Genomic DNA, 19,449 nt, shown 5'->3' with positions numbered 1-19,449 from the left:
TATACCTGATTGAATCGCTGTTATTCGCCATTTTTATTAAACATAAAAAAAGCGCCAAAAGGCGCTTTAATTAAAATGCTCAAATTGCATTAATGAGCTTGTTCCCAGTTGTCACCTTCATCAGCTTCAACTATAAGTGGTACATCTAGCGCAGCAGCTTGCGACATCAGTTCACAGATGTGTTTTGTGTACTGTGGTGCGCAGTCTGTTTTGATTTCAAATACTAATTCATCGTGCACTTGCATAAGCAGCTTAATTGTATTTGGCGCTTGTTCGTGTACCCAGCGGTTAACGCTCAGCATTGCCTTTTTAATAATATCGGCGGCAGTACCTTGCATTGGTGCGTTTATAGCAGCACGTTCGGCTCCTTTTCTACGCGCCCCATTACGTGCGTTTATTTCTGGTAAATGTAGGCGACGACCAAATATTGTTTCAACGTAGCCATTTTCAGCTGCTTTTTCGCGTGTTGTTTCCATGTACTCTAATACACCTGGAAAACGCTCAAAGTATTTATCTATGTAATGCTGCGCTTCGTGGCGTGGCACATCTAGTTGACGTGCTAAACCAAATGCCGACATACCGTAAATTAAGCCAAAGTTTACTGCTTTCGCCTTACGGCGCATATCGGTAGTTACATCATCAAGCTCTACACCAAATACTTCAGCGGCAGTTGCACTATGTACATCTAAGCCGTTAGCAAATGCATTTAATAGACCTTTGTCTTGTGAAAGATGCGCCATAATACGTAGCTCAATTTGACTATAATCGGCAGCAACAATTTTATAACCATCTGCGGCTATAAACGCTTCACGAATACGACGTCCTTCTTCTGAACGAATAGGAATATTTTGTAAATTAGGATCAGTTGAACTCAAGCGCCCCGTAGCTGTAATTGCCTGATGATAAGACGTATGTACACGCTGGGTTTTCTCATTCACCATTAATGGTAATTTATCGGTATACGTTGATTTAAGCTTTGATAAACCACGATGCTCTATAATTACTTTAGGTAGCGGATAATCATGAGCAAGTTCTTGCAGTACTTCTTCTGCGGTAGAAGGTGCACCTTTAGGCGTTTTTTTAATAATAGGCAGCCCAAGCTTTTCAAACAACAGTACTTGTAGCTGTTTTGGAGAACTTAAGTTAAATGGTTCGCCTGCTATTTCAAACGCTTCTTTTTCAAGCTCAATTAAACGCTCACCTAAACGTTGACTATGCGCTCCAAGCATATTGCTATCTATCGCAACACCGGTGCGTTCAATATCAGAAATCACACTAATAAGTGGCATTTCTATATCTTCAAATACCGATTTTAGCTTTTCATCAGCTGCTATTTTTGGCCAAAGCACTTCGTGTAAACGCAAAGTAATATCGGCATCTTCTGCGGCGTAAGGCGCTGCTTTTTCAAGTTCAATTTGGTTAAAGGTAAGTTGCTTTTTACCTTTGCCAGCAATATCTTCAAAGCTAATATTTTTATGACCTAGGTATTTAAGTGCTAGCGAGTCCATATCGTGACGCGTGCCTACACTATTAAATACATACGACTCAAGCATGGTGTCAAACTTAATACCATTTAGCGCAAAACCTGCATTCGCTAATACACTTTTGTCATATTTAAGGTTTTGCCCTACTTTAGCTTTGTTTTCATCTGCCAAAATTGGACCTAGCTTTTGCATTACAAATTCAAGGCTTAATTGCTCAGGCGCACCTGGGTAGTCATGCGCTACCGGTAAATACACAGCTTCACCCGCTTTTACGGCAAAGCTCATACCCACCAATTGCGCTTTCATGTAATCAAGGCTGGTTGTTTCAGTATCAAATGCAAATAACTCAGCACTATTTAATTGCTCTATTAGCGTATCAAATTGCACTTGCGTTAAAATAGTTTCGTAATGAGCATCTTCTACTTTTGGTAATTCAGTAGCTTCGGTAGGTACAGCTAAATGTGTTTCAGCATCTTTAGGATTATCAAGTAATTCAGCTAACCAACGACGGAATTCGCACTCACCATATAATGCAATTAATTCGTCTTTGTTAGGCTCTTGAAGTTTGAATGTATCAAGATCAGATTCAACTTCAACATCACACTTAATTGTCGCAAGTTCGTAGCTTAAAGGCAGATGATCAAGAGCAATTGCTAACTTTTCGCCTATTTTACCTTTAATCTCACTGGCGTGATCCATTACACCTTGAAGAGAACCATATTTTTCTAACCATTTAACTGCCGTTTTAGGACCACAGCCTTCAACACCCGGAATATTATCGACCTTATCACCCATTAATGCTAAGTAATCAATAATAAGTTCAGGGCCTACACCAAACTTTTCAACCACGGTAACGGGATCTGAAATACTGTCAGTCATCGTGTTTATTAGCGTAACGTGTTCATTAACAAGCTGTGCCATGTCTTTATCGCCAGTAGAGACGAGTACATGTCGTTTTTGCTCTGATGCTATACGTGCAAATGTACCAATAACATCATCAGCTTCAACGCCTTCAATACTAATTAGCGGAAAGCCCATCGCTTTAATAATACTGTGTATCGGTGCTATTTGAGTGCGTAAGTCATCCGGCATAGGCGGACGATTTGCCTTATACTCGCTATACATATCGTTACGGAACGTTTTACCTTTAGCATCAAATATAACCACCATATGTGATGGATCGTATTGTCTGATCAAGCTTTTAAGCATATTGATCACGCCATAAATAGCGCCCGTAGCTTCACCTTTAGAATTAGTTAAATGCGGCGGAGAATGATAAGCACGAAATAAATATGACGAGCCATCAACTAAAATAAGTGGGTTTTCGGGGATCTGAGCCATGGTGAATTTGGATCCTAAATGCAAAAAATTAAGGTAATTATAAGCATGCCATAAGGTAGTAAATAAAACGACAGTGAATTACTGCTTATCGTGTTATTAAAACTATAGCAAGCTGTGGATAAGTGTGTAGATAACAGCCACGAGCTATTCTTCCAAAGCATTATAAAATGCTTAGAAAATACTTTAACTGTATGTTTTAATTTAAAAAAGATAATACGAGGTTCTTTTTTTATTATTTTAAACCAATGTGGAAAAAGGTTTTCTAACGACTGCTTGTGTTGTTATTCACTTTGATTATTCGCGTCCATTTAAATAACCGGAGGAGTATTCTAGCACAATGGATCGAAGATCATAGCGATCCTTTATAATTTTTTTAAAGGCAAAGTGATCGCAAATGGCATAAACCGCAATACAACTTGCATAGAGAATGATTTTTGTACTAAAAATTTATTTTCGCGAGAAATTTTGAGCATGTTAGACTTCATCCGATCGACTTATAAAAAAGACTTTAGGGGCACAAAAGCATGAAAAACGTAGCGGTAATATTAGCAGGGTCTGGTGTGTACGATGGTAGTGAAATTAATGAAGCAATTTTAACTTTATTACATATAGCCAAAAATGGCGCAACGTATCAGTGTTTTGCACCGGATATTGAACAACTTCATACCATTAACCATTTAACGGGCGAAGTAATGCCTGATAAACGTAATGTATTAACAGAAGCGGCTCGTATTGCACGGGGTGACATTAAATCGCTGCTTGAATTAGACGTAACTCAGTTTGACGCATTAATTGTACCTGGCGGTTTTGGCGCTGCAAAAAACTTATGTGACTTTGCAATTAAAGGCGCAAAAGCAAATATTAATGAAGACGTACTTAATGCTTGTAAATCATTTGCAAAAGAAAATAAGCCTGCTGGTTATATGTGTATTGCACCCGCTTTGATCCCATTTATTTACGATAACGCTGTACTTACGATTGGTAACGATGCAGAGACAGCACAAGCGCTAAGCACATTAGGCGCTAAACATATAAATTGTGCAGTAGATGATGTTGTTATTGATCAGCCAAATAAGCTAGTTACAACCCCAGCTTATATGCTTGCGCAATCGATTATTGAAGCCGATGCAGGGATCGAAAAACTAGTTAGTAGCGTATTATCAATAAATTGATATTAGGATCTAAAAGTTAATTGTATGACTGTTTGCGCTTATTAAATTGCTTAACAAAAAACAGTAAATAATTAAATTTTATTGCGTTAACGCAAAAAGTAGTCAGTTTTATTAATAAAAACGCCTCTTAGCATTTTATAAATTGGCTCAGAGAGTTATAATCGGTTTAATTTCCGTCATCTTTAATCGTGATTGATCACGTTCAAATCGAAGTGAGCAAGGCAAAATGAAAAAATTAACAGCTGCAGCATTATTAATGCTAGCAACCACTGCATACGCACAGCCATATGATAACTCTATGACTGAAGATGCAATTAAAGCACGTCTCGCGCCGGTTGGTGCTGTATACCTTGAAGGCGATAAAGCTGCTGTAGCAGCGGCGCCTACAGGCCCTCGTTCTGGTGAGCAAGTCTATCAAGGTGCATGTTTTGCATGTCACGGTACTGGTGCACTAGGCGCGCCTAAATCGCCTGACGATTGGGCTCCACGTATAGCTAAAGGTAAAGACACTTTACTTGAGCATGCACTAAATGGCTTTAATGCGATGCCTCCAAAAGGCACCTGTATGGATTGTTCTGATGATGAGATAAGCGCTGCTATCGACTTCATGACATCTAAGTAAATACAGCTGAAATACACAAAAAAGGTTTACTTCGGTAAGCCTTTTTTAATACCTAAAATAGTGTTTCTAGCCAGTATGATAGTACGAATATCAACTTGACGATAAGCGCTAAAAGTGAAAGTATAAGGCTAATAACTATACAATAAAAATAGCCGGTTAGATCATTGGAAGATAAACTCTCAGTATCGAGTAAATTGGCGTATCAAAATAAACGTCTAAAAACATTACTCAATAAATACAAACAATCACATCACTTACAAAATGCGCTGATACAATTATCAGAGCAAGCAAGTACTGTTGCCGAGCTAACCCTACTTTATCCCGCTATCCACGACATTTTACAAAAATATGTGCCGAGTAAAAGTTTTTATGTGGTGCTATCAAATCAATACAGTCAATCGCTAGAACTTTCTTACTTTTCAGATGAAAAAGATGGTATTGCCGTCGCCCTTAACCAATCAAATAGCTTTGATGAAGGCGCCACTGGTTATGTATTTAAACAGGGTAAAACCACATGTTTTACCAAGCAGCAAATGCAAAATGCCGCAGCAGAAGGCTTATTTAAAGCATTAGGCACTCCAGCAGAGCATTGGGTAGGTGTTCCAGTTTACCAAGAACACAATATTATCGGTGTTTTAGCAGCGCAAAGTTACGATACAAAACAGGGCTATAGCTCACAACAAATACAATTACTTGAGTTTATGTCGCTTTATTTAGCAACTGCAATAGAGCGTGTAAAAAAAAGAGAGCTCCTTGAGTCAGAAGTTAAAATTCGTACCCGAGCACTCACTCAAAGTAACGACGCGTTAAACCTTGAAATAGAACAACGCAAACGCGCACTTCAACGCCAACAAATTCTGTTTAAAATATCTGAAATAGCAACGCAAGCTAAAAACCTTGATGATGCTTACTTTAAGATACATGAAATAATAAAAACAATTACCTACGCAGAAAACTTATATATTGCACTTTACGATAAAGAGTCTGGCTGGATAAGCTTCCCTTATTGTGTAGATGAATTTAAAGAAAACACACAACCAAGACGCTTTGCTAAAGGTTATAGTGAACTGGTAATAAGCACTGAAGAAACGCAACTTATACACCCGTGTAGAGCAAAAGAATTAATAGAAAGCGGTGTAGTACAAAGAGCTAAGCCTGTACAAAAAGAGCAAATGGCCACTAGTTGGTTAGGCGCTCCACTTAAAACAGCTCAAGGTGTTATCGGCCTTATTGTTTGCCAAGCTTACGATAACAAACATATTTTCAGCCGGGATGATTGCGAGTTAATTACCTTTGTATCTCATCAAATTGCAGCGGTTTTACAAACAAAGCTCACCAATCAAGCGATTGCAAAAAGCCATCAAGAACTCGAATTTAGAGTAAACGAAAAAACCAAAGAACTGCGTCAAACAAATCTGCACTTACAAATGCAAATAGATGAGCGTAAAAAAATAGAGCAGCAGCTTTATCACGACGCACATCACGACTCTCTTACTAGCTTACCTAATCGCAGCCTCTTTTTAACTCAGCTTGAAAAAACACTACAACATTATCAGCGCTTTCCTGAACATAATTTTGCTGTTTTATTTATTGATTTAGATAAATTTAAAGACATTAACGACCAACTTGGTCACCATGCTGGCGATCAGTTTTTAATTAACGTTAGTGAGTTATTTGCCCAGTGTATACGCGAACATGATTTACTAGCACGCTTAGGTGGCGATGAGTTTGTTATTTTATTAACGCACTTAACTGAGCCTCAACAAGCAGAAGATGTTGCTAATCGTATTATCGATTTAATGAAAAAGCCTTTTTTCCTTAAAGGCGAATCACTTCAAAGTGGTGCTAGTATAGGAATAACCTACTCAAAGAAAAGCTATATGCATACGGATGAAATTATTCGTGATGCCGATGCCGCAATGTACCACGCTAAAAACTCCGGAAAAAATCGCTACGAGCTATTTCATCCGCTACTAACACAATCAATACCTGCGCAGGCACTAAAAGCACAACATCACCTTGATATATTACCTATGAGCTTTAGAAGCTCAGAAATAATTACGCTTGATGAACAACATCAGTCTGAATCTTTATTTGAAGCATTTGGTGAACACCCAATACTTGGCTTTACTAGCTTTGATATTTTGAAAAAGTTTGCATCAGATAAAGAACAGCACCTTGAGATAGAGTTACAGTTATTACAACGCGCTTATGCACAAGCAATTACCGCAGATGTAACTATGGCGCTGGTTCCTTGCTCTGGTTTACTACTCGAGGAGCACGAATTTGTTTTATTTACAGATACGCTAAATAAACAACAAGGACATAGCCAGCTCTGTTTGCTATTTGATGAGCAAGAAATTCGTCACGCAAGCGCAACACAAATAGAAAACCTCAAAAAGCTATCACAACTTGGTTATTCAATTGGTTTAAACAATTTTGCTAAAGATCGATGCGAACTTAATTTACTAACCGATATTAATTTTGACTATCTGCTACTTAGCTCGACCTTTAGTAAACGTGTTTTACAACAAGAAAGTTACGATTTTCAGCTACAAGGGGTGCTAGCAATTACGAAGCTCAAAGCAATGAAAGTAATTGCTAAAGGCCCATCAATACTTAATTTTAGAGCTTTACTAGACAAGCACGGTTTGGCATTTTTTGTGGGAAAACAACACGCTCTAGTGTGTTCTGAGTTACCTGAAATACAAGCAACCCAGTCTTTATAAAATTAGCCTGAGGTATTACTCAGGCTTTTTAAACATTGCACGAAGGTTAGCGACTCTTGCTTGGCCTTTTTCCATTCGCTCTGCTTGCGTGTTTGGCGCCTTTTTATTTTCAAACGCGAGATCGTCCTGCGGTAACTCTTGTACAAATCGGCTTAACTCAGTTTGTGAGGTTTCACCAAATTGACGACGTATTTTTGCATAAGTAAGTGTTAACTCCTGCTTCGCACGAGTAATACCGACATAAGCTAAGCGGCGTTCTTCATCTACGTTATCTTCATCAATACTTACCTGATGCGGAAGTAAGCCCTCCTCCATGCCTACCATAAATACATATGGATACTCTAAGCCCTTTGATGCATGAAGTGTTGATAAGTGCACTGCATCGGTTTCATCTTCTTCTTCGTTACGCTCAAGCATGTCGCGAAGGGTTAGCTTGCTAACAACCTCAGCCAATGTCATTGGCTCGTTGTCGGCATCACCGGTCAACATATCGGTGATCCAGCGATACAGCTCAGATACGTTTTTCATACGCATTTCAGCGGCTTTTGCACTCGGTGACGACTCGTACAAATATGCCTCGTAATTAATATTACGCACTAAGTCTTTAACAGCTTCGAGCGTATCACCGCGTACTGCGTTATCGGATAGCTCAACAACCCAGCGTGCAAACCCAGCAAGCGCATTAAAACCACGCCCTTTTAGTCTGTAGCCTAAATCGTTATCAAAACAGGTAGCAAATAAGCTCATGTGCTTTTCGTTAGCAAGCGTACCAAGCTTTTCAAGTGTGACCGTGCCTATTTCGCGTCGTGGTGTATTTACGATACGTAAAAATGCATTGTCATCATCTTGATTAACTAGCAAACGTAAATACGCCATAATATCTTTAATTTCTGAACGAGCAAAAAATGACATCCCGCCACTAATTTTATAAGGGATACGGTTACTCATTAATGATTTTTCAAAGCCACGTGCTTGATGATTACCACGATATAAAATCGCGTAATCTTTATAGCTGGTACGCTTCATAAACTTATGTGAAATTATTTCAGCAACCACACGCTCAGATTCATGCTCTTCATCGCGGCACCCTATTACTTTAATCGGCTCACCATAACCTAGTTCACTAAATAACTTTTTCTCTATGTCATGTGGGTTATTCGCAATTAAAATGTTAGCCGCTTTTAGTATTCGCCCTGCACTTCGATAGTTTTGTTCAAGCTTTATAAGTCTAAGCCCTGGGTAGTCTTTACCTAATAACACTAAGTTTTGCGGGCGAGCACCACGCCATGAGTAAATTGATTGATCGTCATCACCTACCACAGTAAAACGGGCACGCTCGCCTACTAGCAATTTAACAAGTTGATATTGGCTTGTATTGGTATCTTGATACTCATCCACCAGCAAGTATTTAAAGCGTTGCTGCCAGCGCTCACGAGATGTGGCGTTATTAGTAAGTAACAAAGTAGGGATCATAATTAAATCATCAAAATCCAGTGCGTTATAAGCACGCAGTTGATTTTGATAACGAGCATACAGCTGTGCAAACAATGCCTTTTGCGCATCACGCGCTTCGCGTATTGCTTGCTCTGGCAGTACTAATTCGTTTTTCCAACTACCAATTTCCATTTTAAGTAGTTTGAGTAAGTCCTTGTCTTTTTTTAGCTCATCTTCGGTGAGCTCACTTAGAAGCTGATTGGTATCTTGATCATCAAATAACGAAAAGCCGGGTTTAAACCCTAATGTGCTTAACTCTTTTTTTATTATTTCTAAACCGAGTGTATGAAACGTTGATACCCATAAACCTTTAGCGTCTTGCTTTCCGAGCGTTTGCAGTACTCGTTCACGCATTTCTTTGGCTGCTTTATTGGTAAAAGTAACAGCGGCTATATTTCGCGCTTTGTACTCACATTTTTTCACTAAATAAGCGATTTTATTCGTAATAACACGGGTTTTACCAGAGCCTGCGCCTGCGAGTACTAAGCATGGACCACTAATATATTTTACGGCTTCATCTTGTTTAGGATTGAGTTTCATAACGACCAAAGAAATTTAAAAGACGCGCAATTTTAACGTAACCATTACTGCGAGCATAGCAATTGCCTTAATTAATTAAGGTAAAGATGATCATGTGTTAAATACCGTGGGTATAAGGTAATATTAGTTATTATTATTTTAGGCCGCATCGAAGGGACAAATATGATCAACCCAGCAAAACTTGAAGAAATTGCTAAGCAAATTACTAGCAATATGCCACAAGGTGTAAAAAACCTAGCAGAGACACTCGAAGGTAAAACAAAGCAAGTTTTACAAAACAAGCTTGCTGAGATGGATTTTGTGAGCCGTGAAGAATTTGATGTGCAAAGCCAAGTACTTATTCGTACTCGCGAAAAACTAACCGAACTTGAAGCTAAAGTTGCATTGCTTGAGCAACAACTTAGCACTAAAACTGACGCTGAATAATTATACCAATTGCATTAAATTAGTGTTCTATTATAGCGATAAGAAAATAGCTCAATAACAAGGCTAAAGTTATGGTACATAGTTGTTCTATATAAATAATTTTTAACGTAGTTAGTGAGTTATTTAATACGCTAGAATGAGCATTTTTTTAATAAAATTGGTATTAATTTAATGTACAAAAAAGGCAGCTTAGGCTGCCTTTTGCGTTTTACCAAGTTTATTCAAATAGCTCATCTAGCACATAATAAAATAACTTAGCCTGCTGCGCTAAACTCACACTCAGCATTTTTTGCGCAACTTGCTCACCTGTTATTGGTTTGTAACGCTTTAAAAACGGGAGCCGTGTAATAACAGGAAAAATAATACTACCTATCTTTTCTGCCACTCTAAATTGCTCACGATCACCTAATAATAAAGACGGTTGTAAAATACTTATTTTATCAAAAGGGAGTGCTTTAATATGTTGCTCAAGCTCACCCTTCATTTTCAAATAAGCACTATTACTGTGCGTGTTCGCCCCGCTTGATGACACTAAGCAGTAATGCGTAACACCATTACATGCCGCTAACTGCGCCGCTATAAACTGATAATCAAAATCTACTTTACGCTGAGCTTGTGTAGAGCCCGCCCGTTTACGGGTTGTGCCCAAACACGAAAACAATACGTCACCTTTAAAAAGCTCAACGTATTGAGTTAATTTTTCAAAATCAATAACGTGATTAACTAGCTTTGCGTGTGTAATAGGCAAAGCCCGACGACTTAACGTAACCACTTTGGTATAACGATCGCTCTTAAGTAGCTTATGTAGCAACTCATTACCGACCAAACCTGTAGCACCTATTAATATCGCCGTTTTAGTCATAAATTTATTTATTTTCGCCCACTTTATTAAGTACGTGCTGCACTGCTTTTTTGTAGCTTTGCGTTTCTTCACTCGCGCACGTTACTACAGATTCTAAATCATGAAGATGGCCGTTTTCTAAACCATAAACCCAACCATGAACGCTTAGCTCTTGGCCGCGCTCCCACGCATCTTGCACAATGTTAGTACGGCATACATTACGCACTTGCTCAATTACATTTAGCTCAATAAGGCGGCTTAAACGTTCGCTTTCTGGCATTGCATCAAGTTGTTCAAGATGCTTTTCTTTTACATCCCCTACATGGCGTAGCCAATTATCAATAAAGCCAAATTTTGCATTGTTTAAAACGGCTTGTACGCCACCACAGCCATAGTGACCTACTACCATGATATGTTTTACTTTTAAAACCTCTACAGCGTACTGCATAACCGACAAACAGTTATGGTCAGTGTGTACAACCACGTTTGCAACGTTACGATGCACAAATAATTCGCCTGGTAATAAATCAACTATTTGATTAGCAGGTACACGAGAGTCTGAACAACCAATCCATAAATACTCTGGATTTTGTTGCATAGATAAAATTTTAAAAAACTCAGGATCAGCTTCGCTTGTACGTGCAGCCCAACGTTTATTGTTATCGAATAAATTTTTTAACTTTCTCATTGCATCTCTTATTAAGTCGAGGACGGAAATTTAATGGATATTAGCAAGAATCAAAATATTACGAGGCGTTAACTGCTTTTCACAAAACGTTTTAACGCTTACTTGATAGCCTTGCTGTTGCAAATATAAAGCACGATCGAGCACAAGCCAAACTTCAATTGCTCTTCTGAACACATGTCGAACCAGTTCAACTCGGTCAGTTATTTTTTTTCGAGCAACACCAACATCTAAATATTTATTATAATCAGTATCTTGAGGTAGGTTTATTGCCTTTTTGTCCGCAGCCCATGCGCAAAATGATTTAAACGAATCTGAGAATATAGCTTTGTTAACCGAAGGTACGCTTACATAATATTGCTCGCCAGTAATCGATTTTCTAAGTGCATCAAAACCAAGTCGCCATTCTAGTTCTGTTTTACGTACTTTTTCCAGACGAGAAGGCGCTGTAACGGTTTCTTGTAATGCGAGCTTTAAATCGCGATGCGTTAGGTTAAGCTCACTTTTATTTGCAACCTCACTCATTGCACGGTACTCATTAGCCGTAAATAAATGATAGCAACAAGGTGAAAAGCTAATTTGTTGTACTTTCGCTAAACTTGCTTGGCGCATAAATGCTTGGTGCAAACCACCACATGCGTGTAGCGCTACGGCATGCATATCAGCATTAAAAAATTGAGTGATATCCTCTTTTAATACATTAGCTTGGCTAAAGTGCATTGCCAAGCCTTGTTGCTGTGCACTTTTTTGTCCTTGCTCGCATAAGCTTTGTTGCAGTTCAATACTATGCACATCACTTGCGCCATTAAAAGCAAGCATTCGCCCTAAGTGTCCTTTACCCGCACACCACTCTAAAACCGGTTGCTTAGTAGTAGGTAGTGCAGATACAAAATCTTGTAACTGATCAAACTTACGACCTTTAATGCCGTTACTTATCCAAAACGGATAATCAACTCGTGAGTGTGCAGAGCTAGGTAAGTCACATAGCTTAGCAAGTTCATCAAGTTGGTTTATGTGTTGGCTAAAAAATTGGTATAGCTGATTTTGATCGTTATCAAGAACGGTTAACTGATCATCAGTTAGTTCGTTAAGTATGCCTTGCAGCTCTGGCCAAGGAATAGTGTCAAAATCAAATGCGGTGCACTGCCAATACTGACGATGGCGCATCAAAAGTGAATCAAGTGCAAAAAATTGCTCGGCTAAAGTCATAACAGCTTAAAAAATAAAAAGACAATTAATTATATCAGCTCAGTGAGCTCTCATTAAGCAGTTATTTTTGGCTAAAAATCAGCCGTAAATACAAAGGTATTGAAATAATACTCACCAAAATAGCTGCTATAAGCATCCATGATAATTGCATCTTTTCTGGCTCTTGGTATTTATAAATAAAGTGAGATTTCACTTCGTCAAATTCGTTTTGCTGTATGCCATATAAGTCAGCAATTAAACGCCACTTTGCTATCGACATATGCCCTAAACTGGTAGTGGGTGGGGTTATATAACTTTTTAGTACTTCAGCCTCAAAGGCGAGCTGATGAAAGCTCTTACTCGGTGCATAGTTTTGCTGGGTGACTGCAATGGCTTCATCCATATTCATCATTGCATAGCGCCAACCTTTTAGGCTCGCTTGGTAGAATTTTTCGACCGTTTGTGGATTTTGCTTAAGCATGTTTTCGCTGGTAAATAAAATGTCGCTATATACATCCATACCATAACGCTGTGGGCAAACAAGCCGATGAGCTACGCCTTGTTGAGTCATATAATAAGGCTCTGTAGTAACATAAACTTGCATAGCATCTAGCTTGTTTTCAATCCAAGCCTGGTTAAAATTTTCGCCATTGTAAACTTTGAGTTTATCTACATCAACGCCACTGCGTTTAAGCATAATAAGTAGCTCGGTGCCGTCATTTTTGCTCACAGCAGTGATACGTTTATTAACAAAGTCACGAGGGTGAAAAATATCAGACGTGTCTTTTACCATCCAGCAATAAGGTGAAAACTGCAATAAGGCTGCCATTGCAACAAAAGGCTGACCATTAATACGTTGCTGTAAAATACCTGAATGCCCTACACCAAATTGTGCTTCGCCACTGGCCACAGGACCAAAGGTATCAGGTTTCATTGGATTAGCTTGTTTAATAGTTACATCAAGGCCCGCTTCATTATAAAAGCCTTTTTGCTTAGCCATATAGTAGCCAGCAAACTGAAACTGATGTGTCCATTTTAGCTGTAATGTGACTGATTCTTGCGCCGCGATATGGCTGCAAAAAAAGCACAATCCAATGATTAATCCTTTAAATAGCAAATAGGTGTCCTCAAAAAGTATGACGATTACCTGTAACTATATGTAAAACGTGTAATAAAGCAAGCACCCTAGTTAGGTGCCAGCCTTTAAAGAAGGATTATACTGAGGCGAGTTTTTCGGCTTTTTCTGCTTGCGGTTTTGATGTTAAAAATTGGGTAAAACACGGGTTTTGTGTTTCATCTTGTACACTGTAACCTAAGCGATTCAAATGCTCGTTAAACATCTCATACTGACTCGGCTCAATTGCAAAACCTGCCAGTACATTCCCCATCGAACCACCGTGATTACGATAATGAAATAAGGTAATGTTCCAATTGCAGCCTAAAGTATCTAAAAAGCGTGCAAGCGCACCCGGATACTCAGGAAATTCAAAACGCAATAAACGTTCATGTAATTGCTCTGGTGCTTTTCCGCCAACCATATAACGCACATGTAATTTAGCGAGTTCGTTATCCGACAAATCGCAAAATTGATAATCGTTATTTGTTAAGTCTTGCTTTAACTCATTAAGCTCTTGCTCGCCTTGGCGCAGAGCAATGCCCACAAATATTTGTGCTTCACCAGGCCCTGCATAACGGTAGTTAAATTCAGTAATAGCACGGCCACCTAAAGAAGCACAAAACTGTTTAAAACTGCCTTTTTCTTCTTTAATAGTAACGGCTAATAGCGCTTCGTTTTTTTCACCCAGCGCAGTGCGCTCTGCAACATAACGCAGGCGATCAAAGTTTAAATTAGCACCCGAAAGCACAGCCGCTAAATGTAGTCCTTTTAACCCCGACTGCTGACTCCACTTTTTAAGCCCAGCCGTTGCAAGTGCACCTGATGGCTCTGCAATTGCACGCGTAGATACAAAAATATCCTGCATGGCTGCACATATTTCATCGCTAGTAACGGTTACGACTTCATCGCAAAACTTTTGCGCTAAACGAAATGTTTCAGTGCCAATAATTTTAACCGCTACGCCATCGGCAAAACTACCAACGCGATCAAGCTCTACTGGCTTACCAGCTTCAAGTGCTGCTTGTAAACACGCACTTTCGTCGGCTTCTACGCCAATTACTTTTATATCTGGACGCAACGATTTAATGTAAACCGCCATACCAGCAAGTAAACCGCCGCCGCCAACAGGAATAAACACAGCATCAAGCTCGTTTAGTTGCTGCATTAGCTCGCGTGCTACAGTGCCTTGACCAACAATTACGTCAGGGTCATCAAACGGTGGAACAAATATGCCTTTTCGTTGCTCTGTAAGCTCAAGTGCATGTGCTTTTGCAGCATCAAAGTGATGGCCATGTAATACAACTTCACCGCCAAGTGCGCGCACTGCGCTGACTTTTATTTCAGGCGTTGTTACTGGCATTACAATAGTTGCTTGATGCCCAAGGTGAGATGCACTTAATGCAACCCCTTGAGCATGATTACCCGCAGAAGCAGTAATAACCACTGAGCCTTTAGGTAATTTATTTAATTTGTTATACGCACCGCGTAACTTAAATGAATACACGGGCTGTTGGTCTTCACGCTTTAACCAAACATGGTTACCTAGCTTTTTACTGAGTTCAGCCATTTCGCTAACCTCAGTAACTTTAGCCAAAGGCTCCATGTTTGCTTGAATAATAGCGCGAAAATAATCGAGCTCTTGAGAGACCATAATTAACTAAGCGCCTCCAATTTAGCTAAGTCGCGCACAGCGCCTTTATCAGCACTTGTTGCAAGTAATGCATAAGCCTTTAAAGCAGACGAGACATAGCGCTCACGATCAACTGGCTTGTACGCCATTTTTCCGCGTGCTAATTGCTTTTGTTTACGTGCCTCAAGTTCTTCATCGCTTAGCGCTAATGTGATTTCACGTGTTGCGATATCAATAATGATTTTGTCGCCATTTTCAACATAAGCGATTGCACCACCACTCGCCGCTTCTGGCGATACATGGCCAATTGATAAACCCGAAGTACCACCCGAAAAGCGACCATCAGTAATAAGTGCGCATTTTTCAGCTAAGCCTTTCGATTTTAAGTAGCTTGTTGGGTATAGCATTTCTTGCATACCTGGGCCGCCTCTAGGGCCTTCGTAACGAATAACAACAACATCGCCGGCTTTTACTTCGTTATTTAAAATCCCTTCTACTGAATCATCTTGTGATTCGTATACAATGGCGGTGCCTTCAAAATGTAGCATTTCATCAACTACGCCAGCACTTTTTACAACACAGCCATCAACCGCTAGATTACCCGAAAGCACAGCTAAACCACCGTCTTGGCGAAAAGCATGTTCAACGCTTCGAATACACCCATTCACGCGGTCATTATCGCCTTCATCCCAACGACATTCTTGGCTCATTGCTTTAGTAGTTCGAATGCCCGCAGGACCCGCACGGTAAAATTTGCGCGCTACTTCGTTAGTTGGGTCAGTTGCATCCCATTTTTTAACAAGCTCAGCCATTGTTGACCCAGCTACATGATTAACCGACATATCAACTAAGCCCGCTTTACCAAGCTCGCGTACAACAGCCATCATGCCACCAGCACGGTGGACATCTTCAATATGGTACTCTGGTGTTGCTGGTGCAACTTTACATAAAAACGGTGTTTTACGAGAAAGCGCATCAATGTGCGACATATCAAAATCAACGCCGGCCTCTTGCGCTGCTGCGAGTAAATGTAATACGGTATTTGACGAGCCGCCCATTGCAATATCAACAACCATTGCATTCATAAAGGCTGTTTTATTGGCAATTGCGCGTGGCAATACATCTTGATTATCTTTTTGATAATACTCACGACATAAATCAACAATACGAGCCCCTGCTTCAACATACAGTTGTTTACGGTCTTTATGGGTAGCAAGCGTGGTACCGTTACCCGGCAGTGCCAAACCTATAGCCTCTAACAAACAGTTCATTGAGTTTGCAGTAAACATGCCTGAGCACGAACCACATGTAGGACACGCAGAGCGCTCTACTTGCTCTGAATCTGCATCACTTACCGATTCATCTGCGCCTTTAACCATGGCATCAACTAAATCAAGTTTAATGTCGATGTTAGCAAGTTTAGTTTTACCCGCCTCCATTGGACCGCCCGATACAAATATCACCGGTATATTTAAACGTAGCGCTGCCAGCATCATCCCTGGGGTGATTTTGTCGCAGTTTGAAATACAGATCATCGCATCGGCGCAGTGTCCATTTACCATGTATTCAACCGAGTCAGCAATTAAATCGCGTGAAGGCAATGAATAAAGCATACCGCCGTGTCCCATCGCAATGCCATCATCAATAGCAATGGTATTAAATTCTTTTGGAACGCCACCGGCTTGGGTTATTGTCTCACCCATAAGCTCACTAAGCTGATTAAGGTGTACATGCCCTGGTACAAATTGTGTAAACGAGTTAACTACGGCAATAATCGGTTTACCAAAATCAGAGTCTGTCATACCTGTTGCGCGCCATAATGCTCTTGCGCCTGCACGTTTACGTCCTTCAGTTGTTGTTGCACTTCTTAATTTAGCCATAGTTACCTCAGTTTTTGCCGCAATATAAGCGGGCATTCCTCATTCTAAAATTGGTGAATAACCGAGTGACTCAGTTACTCGTAAATTATTTTGTAATTCGTAATTATACAGCCTGTTGGTGCTGTAAATTTTGTAAAGTGACTTCTTTTACATCCACCAGCTTGTTTAGCTGGCTGGTTAATAGATGAATAGGTTTATCACTATCTACCGTCATGGCTACGTTGTATAAGCCATCATCTATATTGAGCTGAAAATGCGTTAGGTTAAAACCACGATGACGCACCACTCGTAAAAAGCGTTCTACCGCTATACTTTGGCTTTTTAATGCAATAGTTAGGCTGTGTTTCATTTTGCTTTCTCCGTCATCATTTCGTCGTTAGCAGCCCCAGGTGGTACAAGTGGCCAAACATTTTCTTTATCATCAATACAAGCATGTACTATGTACGGGCCTTTGCTGTTAACTAATGCTGTAATAGCATCATCAACTTGGTTAGCGTGGGTAATTGTTTGCCCTGGAATACCAAATACAGCAGCTAGTTGCACAAAGTCTGGGTTGTCCGAAAGGTTAGTTTCAGAGTAACGTCCTTCAAAAAACAGTTCCTGCCATTGGCGAACCATACCCAAGCGCTGGTTATCTAAAATTAATATTTTTACTGGTAAATTGTTACGGCGAATCGTGGCAAGCTCTTGAATATTCATCATGATTGAGCCGTCGCCTGATACGGTAATTACAAAGTCATCAGGGCGTGCTACTTGTGCGCCAATAGCGGCCGGTAAACCAAAGCCCATTGTGCCTGCGCCACCACTACTTAAATGATTACTCGGGTGGCTAAATTTCATATGCTGCGCGACCCACATTTGGTGCTGGCCAACATCACAGCACACAACGCCAGTTTTTGGCATACGCTCACTAAGCTGACTAAGTAAATAAGGTGCATAAACCTTCTCACCTGGGTAGTCGTAACGCCACGCGTGCTTAATATTCATTTCTTTATTTGTGTCACACCAAGCTTTAGGTGTTACAAAACACTCAAGTGCTGGTAAAGAGGTTTTTAAATCAGCAATTAATGAAGCTTTAGCAGGTTTTCGCTTACCTACTTCAGCGGCATCTATATCTAAATGAATTACTTTAGCTTTAGCTGCAAATTTAGCTAAGTTACCCGTTACGCGGTCATCAAAGCGCGCCCCTATACATACAAGCACATCACATTCTTGCACAGCAATATTAGCCGCTTGAGTACCATGCATACCTAACATACCTAAGTAGTGTTCGTAATCAGGTAGTACACTGCCCAATGCTTTAAGTGTTGATACAGCCGGCATTTGCGTTTTATTTAAAAACTGCATTAACTCGTCTTGCGCGTCAGCGGCTTGTACACCACCGCCTACGTACGCTACAGGCTGCTTTGCTTCACTAAGTAATTGATTAGCAATAGCAACTTGATTTAAATCTAATTGTGGTAAGTATTCATCAGCTGCAAGCCAAGGCTTAAAAGGTACTTGCGCCATTTGAATATCTTTTGGGATATCGACAAGTACAGGACCTGGTCGGCCGCTTTGCGCTAAATGAATAGCTTCTTGTAATATCTCTGCTAAGTCTTCCGCTCGTTCTACCATGTAGCTGTGCTTAGTACACGAAAGCGACATACCTAGTACATCTATTTCTTGAAACGCATCTGAACCAATAGCTGCAGTAGGCACTTGGCCGGTGATCGCCAATAATGGTACTGAGTCCATCATCGCATCAGCAAGGGCAGTTATTAAGTTAGTTGCACCTGGGCCCGATGTTGCAAAACACACACCTAATTTACGCGTGCTGCGAGCATAACCAACAGCTGCAAACCCTGCACCTTGCTCATGACGAGTAAGGTAGTGTTTGACTGGCGCGCCATACAGCGCATCGTAAATTGGCATAATAGCTCCGCCTGGGTAGCCAAATACTTCATTTACGCCGTGTTTGGCCAATAAGTCGATTGTTAGTTCTGCGCCTGTCATTAATAAACCCTCATTCCTCAGTGACAACCCAATTACATTTTTACGCTAAAAACTTTGCCCTTAAAACTAAAAAGCCCTCCGAACGGTTAAGTGCGGAGGGCTTTTTTAATGCTTAAGTTTTTAAAGCACTACGAAGCCCTCGCGGGAATAATCACCACGATAATAATCAGGACTAGGTTAAGTGCGTTTGTAAGCATGTAATTAATACCAAATTTTGTTCAATTATCGCGAAGGTTATTCCTTCGCTCTCTTTTTATATTAGTACCGCGCTAGGCCCTTTAAGTCAACACCAAAGTTAATCTAAC

At 40.1% G+C, this 19,449-nt stretch carries 14 protein-coding genes; 4 read left to right on the top strand and 10 right to left on the bottom strand.

Translation table 11 applies throughout. The annotated features are described in order from the left end of the window. Positions 1–89: 89 nt before the first annotated feature. Positions 90–2,825 carry a DNA polymerase I gene (gene polA / locus I6F45_RS16155; protein ID WP_165728094.1) on the bottom strand — a complete coding sequence of 912 codons (2,736 nt, stop codon included), beginning with the start codon at positions 2,823–2,825 and terminating at the stop codon, positions 90–92. A gap of 524 nt (positions 2,826–3,349) precedes the next feature. On the opposite strand from polA, the gene elbB reads away from it, so the two are divergent. From elbB to I6F45_RS16140, 3 genes are all read left to right on the top strand, one after another. Then, the gene (gene elbB / locus I6F45_RS16150; RefSeq protein ID WP_007582090.1) at positions 3,350–3,997 is read left to right on the top strand and encodes an isoprenoid biosynthesis glyoxalase ElbB; all 648 of its coding nucleotides are present in this window, start codon (positions 3,350–3,352) and stop codon (positions 3,995–3,997) included. A gap of 226 nt (positions 3,998–4,223) precedes the next feature. After that, positions 4,224–4,619 (top strand): c-type cytochrome, encoded by a 396-nt coding sequence (locus I6F45_RS16145; RefSeq protein WP_007582093.1) that lies wholly within the window; start codon positions 4,224–4,226, stop codon positions 4,617–4,619. 164 nt (positions 4,620–4,783) lie between these two features. After that, a complete protein-coding gene (locus I6F45_RS16140; protein WP_165728092.1) occupies positions 4,784–7,348 on the top strand; it encodes a sensor domain-containing diguanylate cyclase in 2,565 nt (854 codons plus the stop codon). A 15-nt stretch (positions 7,349–7,363) separates the two neighbouring features. On the opposite strand, the gene rep is transcribed toward I6F45_RS16140, so the two are convergent. Further along, a complete protein-coding gene (gene rep, locus I6F45_RS16135) occupies positions 7,364–9,382 on the bottom strand; it encodes a DNA helicase Rep (RefSeq protein ID WP_197161152.1) in 2,019 nt (672 codons plus the stop codon). 162 nt (positions 9,383–9,544) lie between these two features. Between rep and ubiK the strand changes: the two genes are divergently transcribed. Then, a complete protein-coding gene (ubiK, locus tag I6F45_RS16130; RefSeq protein ID WP_007582099.1) occupies positions 9,545–9,808 on the top strand; it encodes a ubiquinone biosynthesis accessory factor UbiK in 264 nt (87 codons plus the stop codon). Positions 9,809–10,025: 217 nt separating this feature from the next. Here ubiK and I6F45_RS16125 read toward each other — a convergent pair whose 3' ends face one another. The 8 genes from I6F45_RS16125 to ilvG form a co-directional block, all read right to left on the bottom strand. Further along, complete coding sequence (locus I6F45_RS16125) at positions 10,026–10,670, bottom strand: NAD(P)H-binding protein (protein WP_165728091.1); 645 nt, start codon at positions 10,668–10,670, stop codon at positions 10,026–10,028. A 4-nt stretch (positions 10,671–10,674) separates the two neighbouring features. Continuing rightward, positions 10,675–11,337 carry a carbonate dehydratase gene (gene can / locus I6F45_RS16120; protein WP_007582103.1) on the bottom strand — a complete coding sequence of 221 codons (663 nt, stop codon included), beginning with the start codon at positions 11,335–11,337 and terminating at the stop codon, positions 10,675–10,677. A 30-nt stretch (positions 11,338–11,367) separates the two neighbouring features. Continuing rightward, positions 11,368–12,543 (bottom strand): methyltransferase, encoded by a 1,176-nt coding sequence (locus tag I6F45_RS16115; RefSeq protein ID WP_197161150.1) that lies wholly within the window; start codon positions 12,541–12,543, stop codon positions 11,368–11,370. A 61-nt stretch (positions 12,544–12,604) separates the two neighbouring features. Then, a complete protein-coding gene (locus I6F45_RS16110; RefSeq protein WP_024594413.1) occupies positions 12,605–13,639 on the bottom strand; it encodes an ABC transporter substrate-binding protein in 1,035 nt (344 codons plus the stop codon). A 97-nt stretch (positions 13,640–13,736) separates the two neighbouring features. After that, entirely contained in the window at positions 13,737–15,290 is a 1,554-nt protein-coding gene (gene ilvA / locus I6F45_RS16105; RefSeq protein ID WP_197161148.1) for a threonine ammonia-lyase, biosynthetic, read from the bottom strand. Positions 15,291–15,292: 2 nt separating this feature from the next. Then, a complete protein-coding gene (gene ilvD / locus I6F45_RS16100; protein WP_010553830.1) occupies positions 15,293–17,149 on the bottom strand; it encodes a dihydroxy-acid dehydratase in 1,857 nt (618 codons plus the stop codon). Positions 17,150–17,252: 103 nt separating this feature from the next. Continuing rightward, complete coding sequence (gene ilvM / locus I6F45_RS16095) at positions 17,253–17,498, bottom strand: acetolactate synthase 2 small subunit (protein ID WP_165728087.1); 246 nt, start codon at positions 17,496–17,498, stop codon at positions 17,253–17,255. After that, entirely contained in the window at positions 17,495–19,144 is a 1,650-nt protein-coding gene (ilvG, locus tag I6F45_RS16090; protein WP_165728086.1) for an acetolactate synthase 2 catalytic subunit, read from the bottom strand. The genes ilvM and ilvG overlap by 4 nt, the downstream gene beginning before the upstream one ends. Between the last annotated feature and the right edge of the window lie 305 nt (positions 19,145–19,449).

It is taken from the genome of Pseudoalteromonas sp. SWYJZ19 (genome assembly GCF_015864375.1).
Lineage (GTDB): Bacteria > Pseudomonadota > Gammaproteobacteria > Enterobacterales > Alteromonadaceae > Pseudoalteromonas > Pseudoalteromonas arctica.
This window is presented reverse-complemented; position numbering and strand designations above follow the sequence as displayed.